Annotated in this window: 17 protein-coding genes; 6 read left to right on the top strand and 11 right to left on the bottom strand. The window is 40.8% G+C overall.

Features of this window, described 5'->3' with window-relative positions; translation table 11 throughout:
- Positions 1-251 precede the first annotated feature (251 nt).
- A complete protein-coding gene (locus NWP21_RS17320) occupies positions 252-698 on the top strand; it encodes an SRPBCC family protein (RefSeq protein WP_271731022.1) in 447 nt (148 codons plus the stop codon).
- Between the two features lie 140 nt (positions 699-838).
- Here NWP21_RS17320 and NWP21_RS17315 read toward each other — a convergent pair whose 3' ends face one another.
- Genes NWP21_RS17315 through NWP21_RS17305 form a run of 3 tightly spaced genes read right to left on the bottom strand, consistent with a single transcriptional unit; the run spans position 839 to position 2,971 of the window.
- Positions 839-1,078 carry a 2Fe-2S iron-sulfur cluster-binding protein gene (locus NWP21_RS17315; protein ID WP_271731023.1) on the bottom strand — a complete coding sequence of 80 codons (240 nt, stop codon included), beginning with the start codon at positions 1,076-1,078 and terminating at the stop codon, positions 839-841.
- A 15-nt stretch (positions 1,079-1,093) separates the two neighbouring features.
- On the bottom strand, positions 1,094-2,569 hold the full coding sequence (cobQ, locus tag NWP21_RS17310; RefSeq protein WP_280793625.1) for a cobyric acid synthase CobQ: 1,476 nt from the start codon (positions 2,567-2,569) through the stop codon (positions 1,094-1,096).
- 9 nt (positions 2,570-2,578) lie between these two features.
- Positions 2,579-2,971: an Npun_F0494 family protein gene (locus NWP21_RS17305; RefSeq protein ID WP_271731025.1), complete on the bottom strand. Its 393-nt coding sequence runs from the start codon at positions 2,969-2,971 to the stop codon at positions 2,579-2,581.
- Positions 2,972-3,078: 107 nt separating this feature from the next.
- Here NWP21_RS17305 and NWP21_RS17300 point away from each other — a divergent pair, with 107 nt between their 5' ends.
- The gene (locus NWP21_RS17300) at positions 3,079-3,516 is read left to right on the top strand and encodes a peroxiredoxin (protein ID WP_280793624.1); all 438 of its coding nucleotides are present in this window, start codon (positions 3,079-3,081) and stop codon (positions 3,514-3,516) included.
- Positions 3,517-3,567: 51 nt separating this feature from the next.
- Here the strand turns inward: NWP21_RS17300 and NWP21_RS17295 are convergent, their stop codons facing one another.
- From NWP21_RS17295 to NWP21_RS17275, 5 genes are all read right to left on the bottom strand, one after another.
- Positions 3,568-3,921, bottom strand: a complete 354-nt coding sequence (locus NWP21_RS17295; RefSeq protein WP_271731027.1) for a hypothetical protein — start codon at positions 3,919-3,921, stop codon at positions 3,568-3,570.
- 48 nt (positions 3,922-3,969) lie between these two features.
- On the bottom strand, positions 3,970-4,857 hold the full coding sequence (locus NWP21_RS17290) for an ABC transporter permease (protein ID WP_280793623.1): 888 nt from the start codon (positions 4,855-4,857) through the stop codon (positions 3,970-3,972).
- A 47-nt stretch (positions 4,858-4,904) separates the two neighbouring features.
- Complete coding sequence (locus NWP21_RS17285) at positions 4,905-5,924, bottom strand: ABC transporter ATP-binding protein (protein ID WP_280793622.1); 1,020 nt, start codon at positions 5,922-5,924, stop codon at positions 4,905-4,907.
- Positions 5,925-6,023: 99 nt separating this feature from the next.
- Positions 6,024-7,040 carry a cytochrome d ubiquinol oxidase subunit II gene (cydB, locus tag NWP21_RS17280; RefSeq protein WP_271731032.1) on the bottom strand — a complete coding sequence of 339 codons (1,017 nt, stop codon included), beginning with the start codon at positions 7,038-7,040 and terminating at the stop codon, positions 6,024-6,026.
- A 52-nt stretch (positions 7,041-7,092) separates the two neighbouring features.
- A complete protein-coding gene (locus tag NWP21_RS17275) occupies positions 7,093-8,538 on the bottom strand; it encodes a cytochrome ubiquinol oxidase subunit I (RefSeq protein WP_280793621.1) in 1,446 nt (481 codons plus the stop codon).
- 336 nt (positions 8,539-8,874) lie between these two features.
- On the opposite strand from NWP21_RS17275, the gene NWP21_RS17270 reads away from it, so the two are divergent.
- Positions 8,875-9,687, top strand: a complete 813-nt coding sequence (locus NWP21_RS17270) for a TdeIII family type II restriction endonuclease (protein ID WP_280793620.1) — start codon at positions 8,875-8,877, stop codon at positions 9,685-9,687.
- A gap of 3 nt (positions 9,688-9,690) precedes the next feature.
- Here NWP21_RS17270 and NWP21_RS17265 read toward each other — a convergent pair whose 3' ends face one another.
- Complete coding sequence (locus NWP21_RS17265; protein WP_280793619.1) at positions 9,691-11,058, bottom strand: DNA cytosine methyltransferase; 1,368 nt, start codon at positions 11,056-11,058, stop codon at positions 9,691-9,693.
- 181 nt (positions 11,059-11,239) lie between these two features.
- Positions 11,240-12,331 carry an alanine dehydrogenase gene (gene ald, locus NWP21_RS17260; RefSeq protein WP_280793618.1) on the bottom strand — a complete coding sequence of 364 codons (1,092 nt, stop codon included), beginning with the start codon at positions 12,329-12,331 and terminating at the stop codon, positions 11,240-11,242.
- A 360-nt stretch (positions 12,332-12,691) separates the two neighbouring features.
- Here ald and NWP21_RS17255 point away from each other — a divergent pair, with 360 nt between their 5' ends.
- Both NWP21_RS17255 and NWP21_RS17250 read left to right on the top strand, forming a co-directional pair.
- Positions 12,692-12,862: a chlorophyll a/b-binding protein gene (locus tag NWP21_RS17255; RefSeq protein ID WP_271731036.1), complete on the top strand. Its 171-nt coding sequence runs from the start codon at positions 12,692-12,694 to the stop codon at positions 12,860-12,862.
- A gap of 241 nt (positions 12,863-13,103) precedes the next feature.
- The gene (locus tag NWP21_RS17250; protein WP_271731577.1) at positions 13,104-13,397 is read left to right on the top strand and encodes a hypothetical protein; all 294 of its coding nucleotides are present in this window, start codon (positions 13,104-13,106) and stop codon (positions 13,395-13,397) included.
- Between the two features lie 7 nt (positions 13,398-13,404).
- Here NWP21_RS17250 and NWP21_RS17245 read toward each other — a convergent pair whose 3' ends face one another.
- Entirely contained in the window at positions 13,405-13,929 is a 525-nt protein-coding gene (locus NWP21_RS17245) for a DUF4168 domain-containing protein (RefSeq protein ID WP_280793617.1), read from the bottom strand.
- A 281-nt stretch (positions 13,930-14,210) separates the two neighbouring features.
- On the opposite strand from NWP21_RS17245, the gene NWP21_RS17240 reads away from it, so the two are divergent.
- Positions 14,211-14,348, top strand: coding sequence for a hypothetical protein (locus tag NWP21_RS17240; RefSeq protein ID WP_271763184.1), 138 nt, complete (start codon positions 14,211-14,213; stop codon positions 14,346-14,348).
- Positions 14,349-14,585 lie beyond the last annotated feature (237 nt).

The raw sequence follows: 14,585 nt of genomic DNA, 5'->3' as shown, positions 1-14,585 counted from the left end.
GCTTTTGAGACTAATAAAGTAGTGATGGATGTGAACGAAGCGTACACATCAAAAACAGTCAGCTGGACTGGTGAAATCATCCCCAACCTTGGTGGTGCTAAATTCGTTAAGTCTCCATCTGACGGGCGGGTAATGAGCCGGGACATAAATGGTGCGCGGGGGATTTTCCTACGTGCATTGGTTGATACGCCCTCTCTTAAAGAGTGTATTTGTTAGTGAATGTTAGCAAAAAAGTATCGGAATCAAAGAAAATGGCAGAGTGGTTAGAGCATAGTGTGCAGATTGAAGTCGATGCTCCCATAGAACTAGTATGGGGTCTGTGGTCTGACTTAGAGCAAATGCCACGTTGGATGAAGTGGATTGATTCTGTGAGGATTTCCCCAGACAACCCGGACATATCTCTATGGAAACTTAGTACAGGGGGTCTGGAATTTAAATGGAAATCCCGGATGCTCAAGGTCGTCAAAGAGCAAATTATTCAATGGGAATCCGTTGATGGTCTGCCAAATCAAGGTGCAATCCGCTTTTATGACCGCCATGGTAGTAGTATTGTCAAAATGACGGTTTCCTATGCCATCCCTGGAATTATTGGCAAAATTATGGATAACTTGTTTTTGGGGCGGGTAGTTGAGTCTACCATTGAAGCTGATTTGGAAAGGTTCAAAGAATATGCTTTGAATGTTAAATCTCAAAGCTAACCATTCTGAGCAATTAAATACTATGGGGGGTTACACACTTTTGGTAGTGTATCCCCCGTAGTTTCAACAGCAATAATTATTGGTATAGGTTTATGATACCTAAATCTTAAATGCTCACGTAACAAAATCAGGACAAAAAATTACCAAGTAGGGTCACCATACAAATTAATGATCATTTCTTCGCGCTCTGGTGACACTGAGGAAATACAGGCGCGAATGACTTCGCCATCTTCTAGTTCAACAGTGCAAGCATGACAAGAACCCATGAGGCACCCGGTGGCAATAAACACCCCAGCCCGTTGCGCTACATCTAACAGCGGTTCTCCCACTTCGGCATTAACAGTCACATCATCTGGTAAAAAGCGGACGCGAATAGTCATGAACAATAATTTTAGTTAAGGTAAAATTGGCTCTAAGTTTAAATGGGTTTCAATTTCTGTAGCCAGAGAGTCTAAAATTTGTTCTCGATGTTCCTTGTAGTTAGCAACACCTGTAGGCAAAGATTTTAAACCTCGTTGTTGACGCAGGCGATTTAACCAAGCCCGTCGCCAAGGGCCATTATCAAACAGTCCATGGAGATATGTACCCCAAATAGATTGAGAGTTATCCACTAGTCCTAAATTAGCATCATCAAATAAATGATGGTATCCTGGGTCATCTTCTGATTGTTCTATGCGCGATCGCCCTTGGTGGATTTCAAAGCCATTGACTGGTAAACCCATTTGGGGATAATTGGAGCTAACTTGGCGCTGACGAGCAATTTTCTGTCCGGTAATTACAGTTCTAATGGGTAAAAGATTTAACCCCTGAAATCTACCAGCTTGTCCTTCTACTCCTTCGGGATCAGCGATAATTTGCCCTAGCATTTGATAGCCGCCGCAAATACCTAACACTGTACCGCCAGAAGCTGCATAGTTTTTAATTGCTTCTGACATACCCGTTTTATGCATTAGTAGCAAGTCGGTAATTGTGGTCTTTGTTCCTGGGATAATTACGGCATCTGGATGTCCTAAATCTTGCTTCATACTCAGAAATTTTACCGCAACACTCGGCTCCGACTCCAAGGGGTCAAAATCGGTGAAGTTAGCAATTCTGGGTAAGCGAATAACAGTGATATTCAGGTCAGTATTGGTTTTGTATGACTTACGTTCTAGTAGGTCTAGGGAGTCTTCGGCGGGAAAAATTTCTTGAAAATAAGGGATCACACCAATCACAGGAATGCCAATACGTTCTTCTAACCATTTTATCCCCGGTTGCAAAAGCGATCGCTGACCCCGGAATTTGTTAATTACTATACCTTTAATTAATTGACGTTCTTCTGGTTCTAGTAACTCCAGAGTTCCCACCACATGAGCAAAAGCACCACCCCGGTCAATATCAACTACTAATATAGTTGGTGCGTTTAAATATTTTGCTATCCGCATATTAGTTAAGTCGCGGTGCTTGAGGTTAATCTCCGCCGGACTACCCGCACCTTCACAGACAAGTAAATCAAATTCTGTGGATAAATGTTTTAGAGACTCTTCTATTGCCTGCCAACCAATATTAAAGTATTGTTCATAATAATCTGAAGCTTTGACTTTGCCTACAGCTCTACCTTTGATAATCACTTGGGATGTCATATCCCCCTGGGGTTTGAGTAAAATTGGGTTCATTTCTACCCCAGGGATAACACCAGCTGCCCAAGCTTGTACTGCTTGAGCATAACCAATTTCTCCCCCATTGGCGGTGACATAAGCATTCAGTGCCATGTTTTGACCTTTAAAGGGAGCGACCCGCCAACCACGCCGCGACAGAATCCGACAAATAGCTGTACTTATCAGTGATTTCCCAGCGTGGGATGTTGTTCCCACTACCATAATTGCTTTCATAGTTCGTAATTAAAAGGGTAGTCGAAACCAGTAAACTCCCGCATTATACAAGCGATCGCTCCAGGAAGCATTAGGCCAATTTTGGCCATGGAATTGTTCCACCAACAGATGACCTAGAGGAGTGAGGCGGAAACTATCCGTAATTCCCTGACCATCCACTTCTCGCCGCAAAATACCCACTTGAATCAGCCAGTTTAAAGCATCATCACAAGCCAGTTCTGATAAAGGGCTTTTAGTATAGCCATTCTGGACACCATTTTCCATAGCGATGGCACTTAATGGTAAACTCTGCTGACGCATAGCTTGCAACAATACAAGATTAAAAGGAGAGCATATAAGCGATCGCCTAGCCCTTTCTACTGTACTACTGGCATAAGATAAGGTTTTCTGGTCATTAGTCATTGGTCACTTCCCAGTTTTCAGTACCATTTTTTTTGAGTCAATTCCTTAAATATTGTAAATTATTGTAAAATTTCAAAGTCATCAATTTAAAACAGGAAAGGTTCATTATGCCTCTAGCAGTTGGTACGGATGCACCTGCATTTACCGTCAAAGATACTAACGGTAACACCGTTTCATTATCTGATTTTGCGGGGAAGACAGTTGTTTTATACTTCTACCCCAAAGATGACACCCCAGGTTGCACCAAACAAGCTTGTAGCTTCCGGGATGCTCAACCTGAATATTTAGGTAAAGATGTAGTGGTGCTGGGAGTCAGCGCCGATGATCAAGCCTCTCATCAGGCCTTTACCCAAAAATATAATCTCAACTTTCCTTTGTTGGCTGACACTAACCAAAGTTTAATCAGGGCTTATGATGTCGATGGCGGTGGTTACGCCAAGCGTGTTACCTACGTAATTGACCCTAACGGCAAAATCGTTCATGTTGACGCTAGTGTAAATACTACTACTCACGCCAGTGATGTTTTAGCGGCACTTGGTCTGTAGTTTTGAGATTTTGAATTAACCTTATACCCATAAGGTTAATTCAAATCCAATTTATGGTGATTCAGTTCCTTGAGGTAAAACCGATGGTGAATCTGTATTTGAGCGTTCCTGTTCTTGAAAAGCTTTTTGTTGTCTGGCTCTAAAGTCGGATGCTGCTGAGTCTATTTGTTGTTGTTGCTCATCAGCATTCCAGTTGACATTCCCCAAATTTGCCCGGTGAATAATATCAAACATATTTAAATCACCTGAGTTTGGGCTAGCTAATGGGTCACTATTCTGGTTTGTGCCACGATCTACAGAGTTAAATTGAGCCAGACTTGGTGGAGCGAGAAGCAAGGAAGCCACGCTAATTCCTGCAACACTGAGCAGGGAAAATTGAGTAAGTGATAAAAATGGTTTTTCCATGGAGTTTTGACTGTAAAATTACTATCAATAATTTAGCTGACTGAAGCTCTAGGCGAGAGTCCGCCGCAGTCGGGTTTGAATGCTCAATAAAGCTATCAACGCAAAGCCAAACAACACCAGGAGCGCTCCCCCAAAGGTAACATTACCCCAAGGTGCTGACATGACTACACTATTTAGCCCCCAATCGCTATGAAGATATAGGTAACGAATTGGTTCTATGGCAAAGCTCAGGGGGTTGAGGGTAGCGACAATTTGCAACCACCCTGGCATAAAGGATAAAGGAGCTAAGGCGGTACTGGCAAACAATAAGGGTAGGTTAGTGACAAAAATAACCGCAATTAATTCAATGTGTCCAGGTAAGGCAAAGGCTAAACCCAGGGAAATGGCGGTTACACCCAAGGAGAGCAGAAACACGATTAAGGCGATCGCACTCAACCCGGCGGCATCCGGTAAGCCTGCCCCTAGAAAGGCTGCTGCTGCTACAATTACCGCTGCTTGTAGTAAACTTTGGCTAATGATAAAGATGGCGGAAGCAAAGACAATGGAAAACCGAGAAGCTAAAGGTGCTACCAGTAACCGATTTAAAAAGCCAAATTCCCGATCAAACATCACCGGTAACCCAGCATTCAAAGCACCGGCAAAAGCTGTAAACACAATTACACCAGCCGCCAAAAATTGACCGTAATTGCTCGTAGTTCCAAACAAACCCTTGGGGGCATTTTGGAATAAAGCCCCAAATAGCACTAACCACATCACCGGCTGAATAATTCCAGCAACTAAGGTTGAGGGACGGCGTTGTAATTGAATAAACAAGCGACGAGTTAAAGCTAGGGTCTCTTGGACTATTTCACCCAATAAATTGGGGGCAGTATTCACATCTAATTCTGGCGATGCTAATTGCTGCCAATTCATTTCAGATTTAGGGGTAACACTCATAGTAATTTAGGAAGTAGGGGAAAAGCGGGAAGTTCCATGACCAATGACTATCTCATATTTTGCTTTTTCTCAGCTTTGAGATCGCGGGTGCTAACTGCTGCGAGTTCTGCATCCAGCAAAGTTCGCCCGGTGGCCGCGAGGTAAACATCATCTAGGCTGGGCCGAGATTGAGAAATACCAAAGATCGGCAAGCTCACAGTGTTGAGGGATTGCTGTATGGTCATTAAGGCATCATTTTCTGGTGTTACTACCAAGTTGAGGGAATTACCTTGGGCGCTGTTAATAATTACTTCTTGGACAAAGGGTAAGTTTTGTAACACTTGTTTGGCTTTTTCGGCTTCTTCTGCTGGGGAAAATTCCCGGATGCGCAGAGTGATGCGATCGCCCCCAACTTGATCTTTTAATTGAGAAGGTGTACCCGCCGCAATTACCGTACCACGGTCAATAATAGCCACGCGATCGGCTAATGCGTCGATTTCTTCTAAATAGTGACTGGTAATCAATACTGTTGTTCCAGAGGCGCGTAAGTGGCGCAGAAATTCCCATACCACAAAACGGCTATCTATGTCAAGCCCCACGGTGGGCTCATCTAACACTAAAACATCTGGAGCATGGAGTAAACCCGCTGCTAAGTCTAGGCGCTTGCGTAAACCACCGGAATAGGTTCCGGTCTTTTTCTCGGCGTATTCCTGTAAACCCAGTAAATTTAACACCATATCAATCCGCTGTTTAGCCACGGACCGGGGAATGTGATACAGCGCTGCTTGGAGTTGTAGTAGTTCCCGTCCAGTTAGAACCTTATCTAATGCGACTTCTTGGGCTACATAGCCGAGTTTTTGGCGAGCGATTTTCGGGTTCTCCGTCACCGATATACCAGATACTTCGATTTTGCCAGCATCCGGTGTTGTCAGAGTACATAAAGCTCGCAGAGTCGTAGTTTTACCCGCACCGTTAGGACCGAGTAAACCAAAGATTTCCCCCGGTTTTACCTCAAAGGATACATCTTTGACTGCGACTACTTTACCGTAGTTCTTTTGTAGCTTTTCAATTAAAACGGCAGGAGCCATGACAGCTTAAACTCTAACTATACAAATCTCAACAAATTCTATTTCTATTGTAGATGAGTCGTGAGAGGTCAGGGGAGTTCTAGATCGCCTTCCATGACTTTATGACTCCCCATACTGTCCCCCAGTCACCTTACCGCGAAACACAATGTACTGGTAAAGGTTGTAAAACAACATCACCGGAATCAGAAACCCGATAAAAATAATCATAATTACCAGGGAACTCGGATCAGCCGCCGCCTGATAGATGGTAATTTGATTAGGGATAATATAAGGAAAAACAATTAATCCCAACCCCAAAAAAGTCAGGACAAATAAAAGAATAGTCCAGACAAACGGCGCTCTTTCCTCTCTCAGGTTAAGACTCTTGAGAAGTTGCCAAATTAGTAACACTCCCAACACAGGGATCACAGCAAAGATATATACTAGTGGTTGTTGAAATAAGCGTGCTCTGGCATTTTCATAAATAATTGGTGTGCTAATGGTGATGAAAATAGCGCCTATTAAAGTCGTCCAAGCGGCAATTTTAGCAGTTTTAAAATGAGTAGCTTGTAATTCTCCTGTAGTCTTCCACACCAGGTAAGTCGAACCAATTAACACATAGGCTTGAATCAAAGTTAAAGCCACCAACACAGAAGGAATGCTCAACCAGTCCCAGGTTGTACCAATAAAGTGTCCAGCTTCATCAACTTTAATTCCCTTGAGTACCGCACCTAAAGCAAAACCTTGACCGAGCGCGGCGGTAAAACTCCCAGCACCAAAGGCAAAATTCCATAAAAATTTGCGGTTGGATAACTCCCGAAATTCAAAGGCTACACCCCGGAAAATAAACCCAAACACCATAGTCAGAATGGGAATATACAAGGCGCTTAAAATTGTGCCATAAGCCAAGGGAAACGCACCAAACAGACCCCCTCCCATTAAAACTAGCCAGGTTTCGTTTGCATCCCAAATATTACTGAGACTGGTCATTAAAATCCCCCGGCGTTCCTCGTCGGATGAGGTGAGAGATAGTATCCCCACCCCTAAATCAAAACCGTCTAGCATGACGTAGAGGAACAGGAACAAAGCCAAAATTACAAACCATACTTGGGGGAGAAAATACTGGAGTGTCTCCATATAATTAGCTCTTGAGATTGGTTGCTAAATTAGAGGTTGTGGAATTTTCTGATTATTGTTGTGCTTCTGCGGGACGTTCATCGGGTAGAAACTCCCCAGGGGTGGTTTGTACTGCGGGTTGAGTAATTTCTAGTCCTGGGACTGGTAAATCTAGATTTGGACCTTGACGTATTATGCGACTACCAAAATACAAAGCTGCAATAAATAAGAGAGTGTAAACTGTAGCAAAACTGGTGAGTGAAACTAAAACATTACTAGCAGGTATATGAGAAGCAGCGTCAACGGTGCGGATTTGTCCGTAAAGTGTCCAAGGTTGTCTTCCTACACAGCGCACAATCCACCCGGACTCTACGGCGATGTATCCTAGAGGTGCTGCAAGTATCCAACCCCGTAACAACCAGGGTTGCTGGGTGATGTTTTCTACTGATAGTTTACCGCGTAACCATTGTAATGTACTGAATAACATTAAACCGGCTAAGAAAAAGCCAATGGCGATCATGGTGCGGAAGGCGTAATAAATCAAACCGACCATGTGGGGTCGATCCTCTGGTTTCCACTCTTTTAGTCCCCGTACTGGTTCGGAAAGATTTCTCTTAAATTCCAGAATGTACCCCAGGGCGTTGGGAACGGTGATTTCCCAGTCGTTTTTTTGGGCTTTTTCGTTGGGTATGGCTAACAAACTCCAGTCAGCAGGTTGTCCCGCTGGTGAAGATTCCCATTGGGCTTCCATGGCTGCGAGTTTCGTGGGTTGATAGTGATACACTTGCTCGCCGCTGAGGTGTCCGATGTATATTTGTAATGGTGCAACTGCGATCGCAGCTGCTAAGGCAATCTTAAAAGACTTAGAAAAGAAATCCGGCTGGCGTTGCTTTAAAATATACCAAGCGCTAATTCCCCCAATCACAAATAAAGAGGTTTCCAGTGTCGCGAAAAACATATGCAGCACACTGTTAACCATAAAGGGATTTAAAATTGCTTGAAAATAATCACTGACAATAAATTTACCATCCACCATTTCCCCACCTGCGGGGGTTTGCATCCAGGAGTTTGCCGTCAAAATCCACAGGGTGGATAAGTTCGCACCTACAGCTACCAAAATTGTGGAAAGATAGTGAATGGCGGGATTGACACGCTCCCAGCCGAATAACATAATGCCTAAAAATGCAGCTTCTAGCATAAACGCCCAAGAAGCCTCAAAACCAATAACACTGCCAAAAAAGTTACCCACGGCTTCCGAGAATGGTCCCCAATTGGTGCCAAACTGAAATTCCATGGGTATACCCGTTGCTACGCCAATACCAAAGTTAAGGACATAAAATTTAGACCAAAACCGAGCGTGAAGGTAATAATCAGGATTTTGAGTTTTTAGCCATACTCCTTCAACGATGACCAGATAAATCCCCATCCCCGTTGTTAGGACTGGCCAGAGCATATGGAATAGTGCTGTTAATGCAAATTGCATCCGTGATAACACCACAGAATCAGATAAAAATTCCATGACTTATCTCCCTGAGTTAGCCATACCTAGGATACACTTTTTGGCTACAATGTCAATATACTCAAAAACTGAACTTTTATGATAATCTAGTATAGAAGATTACTTATCCACAATTTCTCCCAGTTGATATTCATTGAGTAAGTGCTGAATGTTAAGTATAAGCTATAAGTTTTTGAGTATTACTTGGAGTAAATAAATTAGTGGATATAAAAAGGCGTTTTGCTCTGACTATAAGCCAGCGAAGGAAGCAAATAAAATTATGTCAAGAACAAGCGAAAAAGGCATAACTTCATCGTACTTATATTTACGATTTCTTTGCTGATTTTGATATACATTATGGATAAAGATATTAAAGATAGAATCAAAGTTACCTTGAAAGAATCAATTAGGAATTTCTTTAAAGATAAAAAAGTCAAAAATTACCAAGTATTAGATGATATTTTCCCTGTTGAAAGGCGAATACGCTCTTTGATAGGCGGGTTAGAAACTAGTTTAGGTACAACTTTTTGGGAACCCATAGCTAAAACCTTAGCAGAAATCAACGGGTTTGAAATTATACATAAAAGAATATTACGCCCTGAACCATTTCCGGAAAAATTGCGGAATGAATTCAATCAATTAGTTTATGAACGTGAAAATAAGCCAAATAATCAGAGAGTTTCCACTAAGGAATGTATAAAAAGACTAAAAGAAGCTGCTTTAGCAACTCATCATCAAGATATAGGTAAATATACATCTCCTCCACCTGGAACTGGAGTTGATATTCATTTTTGTAAAGACGGAATAGAATATATTTTTGATCTCAAAACTACACAACCAAATCAAGGTGATTTTAAAGGATTCAATAAGCAACTTCTAGAGTGGTATACATATAGGTTTGCTGAAAATCCTGATGCTAACTTAGAAGCTCGTATTGCTATTCCTTTTAATCCTTTTACGCAAGATTGGTATAAAAACAAGAAAAGTATGTTAACTAATTCTCCCTTAGATATTGACCAAGATATATGGGTTGAAAATGAGTTTTGGGATTTTTGTTCTGGAATGGAAAACACCTTTGGACAACTTAAATCACTTTTTATTGAACTAGGGAAAGAAAATTTTGCAGCAGAATTTGATGATATTTTTTATCAAGACAATTTTTATAAATAAAACTTAAATTTCCAGAGTTTTGAGTAATTCTTTAGCTACATACTCGACTACAGGGACGGGAACAGCATTACCAAAGTGTTTTCTTGCAATATCATCTTTCTCATGATAATTAAAGTTTGCTGGAAAACCTTGTAACTTACAAGCGTGTTTTGCAGTAATAGGTATATATTTTTTATTTCTATATATTTTTTCTAGGAAAATATTTTTATAATCTTCCGGATGAGTAGCATAAATAGATACTGTTGCTATATAATCTTTAGCACCAGTCGCAGTTAAAGTTGGCACAATATCCGCCGTAGGTAAAATAATTCGATAAATATCATTAATACCTGTCATATTTTTAGAGTTAACAAATTCATACTTATTATCATGAGTTAAACGCAATATTGATTTTTTGACTAATTCATTTAATTCACTAACCTGGATATCAGATATTATTTCCTGAAAATTTTTAAAAGATAAAGGATTACCATCTTTATTACCGTATTTTTTACTTCTTCTATGTTTAAGAAGAGTTAAACAAATCATTTTTTCTCTGTCAGTGGTGAAGATTATATCCCAGGAATGGATTGTTGTATGTCCATTTCTCAAATCTGAAAAGATAAAAAAATCGTTTAATTCATCGTTTTTTTGAAATCTAGTTCTAGATGGTGGAACTACACCTCTAAATAAGGTCTCACTACCTAACTTAACCTTTTCCACAACTTGGATATTTTTGATATCCTCCAAAATATCTAAAACTTTGGGATGAATATTTAAAGGATTAGGAAATTTATATTCTTGATATCTGTCTATATTATTTTTAATTCCCACAATAAAAACTCTATCTCTATTTTGAGGTAAACCAAAGTCATAGGCATTTAATATTTTCCATTTAACACAATATCCTATATTCTGGAATTGTTGTAAAATCAATTCTAAGTTGTCTCGATTTTTTGGGCTGGCTAATCCACTGACATTTTCAAAAATAAAGGCTTTAGGTTGACTTTTTCTGACTAATCGAATTACGTCAAACCATAATTTACCTCTGGGATCTTCAAAACCTTTTAAACAACCTGCAACTGACCAAGGTTGGCAAGGAACACCACCGACTATTATATCAATATAAGGTGGTAGTTCACTGATTTTAGTAATGTCGCCTAGGTCAAGTTCATCTTTATTTAAGTAGCTAATAAAATTTTGTTTATAAACCTTTATTGCTTGTTTATCAACTTCGGAATATCCTAAACATTGACCACCTAATTTCTCTAAAGCAATTCTAAAACCACCAATTCCAGCAAATAAATCTATGAAAGTAAATTTGTTTTGATAAGTTACTAATTGTAAAGGTAGTTCTATTTGTTTTGGTATTTGCGAACATATAATTTTCATTTCTCTTGGCCAATCCTACTAACTAGCTATCAAGACAAAATTATTGATTATCAGAATAAATTATACCACATACTCGTCAAGATTAGCTAACAATTAAATTTTAACTATAAAGTATTGAGCCTGCATAGGCAGGCTTTTTGGTCTAACCTTAGAGGATATAGTAGCGCAATTACCGAATATCTTAATTTACCAAATCCGGGAAAACTTCTTGCACTGCTGGATGTACTAAGCGGTGATTTTGCACATTCAGACCTTTAGCTAAGGCTGGGTTGACTTCTAGGGCTTTAATACCTAAATTTGCTAATTGGACAACATAAGGTAATGTACTGTTATTAAGGGCTTGGGTAGCCGTCCAAGGTACTGCACCCGGCATATTGGGAACTCCATAATGTACGACACCTTCTTCTATGTATACAGGATTGGTGTGTGAGGTCACGTGTAAAGTTTCTACACAACCGCCTTGGTCAACTGCAACATCTACAATTACCGAACCGGGGCGCATTTGTTGGACAAATTCACGGGATACTAGTATGGGCGCTCTGCGTCCGGGGACTAAAACAGCACCAATGAGTAAATCAGCTTCTTTGATAGCAGCTTGGATATGGGCTGAGTTGCTGTATAGTAGTTCTACTCTAGAACCAAATACATTTTCTAAGTAAGATAAACGCTCGACATTTACATCTAAGATTTGCACAGCAGCACCCATACCCACAGCAATTTTAGCCGCTTCTGTACCCACAACGCCGCCGCCTAAAATTACTACTTTTCCTGGTTTGACCCCAGGGACACCCCCTAAGAGAACTCCTCTACCACCTTGCTGGCGTTCTAGAAATCTGGCTCCGAATTGTACTGCTAGGCGACCCGCAATAATGCTCATGGGACTGAGCAAGGGTAGTTTATTGGCACCGGTTTGTTCTACGGTTTCGTAAGCGATCGCACAAGTGCCACAATCAATTAAATGCTCGGTTAAACTGCGATCGGCTGCTAAATGCAGATAAGTAAATAATATCTGCCCTTTTTGTAAATACTTATACTCATTTGTCAAAGGTTCTTTGACTTTGACAACTAACTGCCGATTCCATGCTGCTTCGGCTGTGCAAACAATCTCAGCCCCGGCCTGTTGATAGTCCTCATCTGTAAATCCCGCACCACTACCCGCTTGACTCTGAACAAAAATGGTATGGCCATTTTCTCTGAGTACCCGCACACTAGAGGGACTTAACCCTACCCGAAACTCTTGATCCTTAAACTCCCGAGGAACGCCGATTTCCATGTTCCGCCTCTAATGATTTTTTTGTTCAACTTTAGCCTGCTCAGACTTGCACTTCCGTATTAGGGATAGCTAATTACTCAGCTAGGTGATCAAACTCCTGCCCTTGACTATTGCCCCCATATTTCTACAATATATAAAAAATAATTACAAATTGTTAAAATAGGATTGTACGGTTTCCTATTTGGAAGCTGTAGCAGATTCGGGGATTTATGCACCACCATCACTACCACCAGTTACCAATCATCTGGGGGTCAGGTTCTCCAAGTTTTAAATTCAGTGTGGTGATCAATGCCATCTGCAAGTTTGATAATCCTTTACTGTTCACTGTTTTAACTCCCGCCAAAAAGAGGTTTCTAGAAAATGTCACAATCACAACCAACAATTACCCCCAAATTAGAAGAGCCTAAGTTTGGCTTTAATGAATATGCCGAACGCTTAAACGGCCGAGCAGCAATGATTGGCTTTTTATTGATGGTGGTGATTGAGTACTTCACTAACCAAGGTGTGCTATCATGGCTAGGCCTGAAATAGTGGGACTAGAAAATATAAAATTTCCGGTTGTAAGCTAGTAATTAGAAGTGTTTTAACCAGCTAGTTGTTTTAGCTGGTTTTGACCGGATCTGTACCTAATAGCATACCCGCTTGCACAACTTGCCATCTATGGCGCAAAAAAAATCTAGTTAGCTAGATGCATATCGTCACAATGGCAGTTAATGTGTAAGTTATTGTTGATCAAGTTAAACCTCAGGTAATCTGGACAAACCAAGCTGTGATGAATGCTGTATTACCTCGTTTTTTAAAGTCAGCCTACAGAAAAGATCCCATCATCAGCGTATTGATGACCATAGGCGTGGTAGATGCCCTGATTGGTGGACTGGATGATAGTTGGTCATTATTTGCTGTGGGTCTGGGAACTGCTGGGATTAGTCTAGCTTTTAAGTTATGGCGGATCCAGCAACGACAACCCCTACCAGATGCAGCGGAAGTACAACATTATTTACCTCCCCAATCCTCTAGTAGTACTCTACCGGTTATGACTGTTTCTCAGAAAAAACCACGCCGATAATTAACGGCTAATTGTTCTGAATTAGCTGCTGTAGTTGTTGTTGCAAAGCCGGGTCTTGCTGAACGGCGATAAATATCTCATTAAAGCGGTTGAGTTCTAGACCCCCAGCCTGCACAGCTTCCTGCTGTTGCAACACGGTTTCCTCTTGGATTGACTGAACCTGGGCGGCTACTTGGTCAAAAGACTGTTGCTCCTCTTGAGTAGCTGGTGAAGACGGTTGAGTACCGGGTGTTTGTTGTGCTTGGGACAGCTCTTGAAATCTCTCTACGCTTAGGGGTGATTGCTCAATAATTTGTAGACTTCTCTGTTGCCCTGTTTCGGCAATTTCCTGTAACCTGGGGAGAATGCTGGCAAATTTTTGCAGTTCTTCGGGGCTGACAGTAGTTTGTCCTTGAGACTGTTGAAATTGTTCCGAGATCCCTCTAGACAGTTGAGTTTGAGGTCTTGATTGTGGAGTTTGTGCAAGAACTGAAAGATTACCTGCAAGCAAAAAAAACAAAACTGAGCTACGTTTAAAAATTTGCTTTAACATACTGACTGACTCCGTAAAAATTATTAACCTTGCTCATGCAAGGAATCCGATTCCTCTTCCCAGATTTATTCAGCAATTGATGTGATAGCAAATACAAGGTATGACTGATATATAGACAGATGGGTGTACATCATGAATATCAGTTGTCGTTTAGCTTAATACATCTTGACCAATGTCTTCAAGATGACAGAGAAAGGTCTTTCGGTGAGGAGTATAAGGTTTAAATGATCAAAATATAATCAGATATAGTCAGATGTAATCATTTATGGGATATTTTGGGAATGAAACTATCTGACTACGCTAAATCAAAGGGAATAAGTTACCAGACTGCTTGGAGGATGTGGAAACGTGGTGAACTTAAAGCTACTCAGCTTCCTACAGGTAGAGTCATCGTTGATGTACAAAAAACCTTTGAATGAGTTGTGATTTATACCAGAGTATCTAGTGCTGAAAATAAAAGCAATTTAGACGGTCAAGCATAAAGGCTTGTACGCTTTCTGTGGGAGAATCTATGGTCTAATATCAATTTACATTGAAGCTGCATAAAAAAGAGCTTCGAGAATAAAATCATAAGAAGTCAAGGAAATAACACGTTCTGATGTGATTTGACTGAGAAGTTCGTTGAGGCGAGCGCGAAGTTCATCAAGTGTGTTGAA

Origin of the sequence: Anabaenopsis sp. FSS-46, assembly GCF_029891665.1 — a bacterium.
GTDB lineage: Bacteria > Cyanobacteriota > Cyanobacteriia > Cyanobacteriales > Nostocaceae > Anabaenopsis > Anabaenopsis arnoldii.
This window is presented reverse-complemented; position numbering and strand designations above follow the sequence as displayed.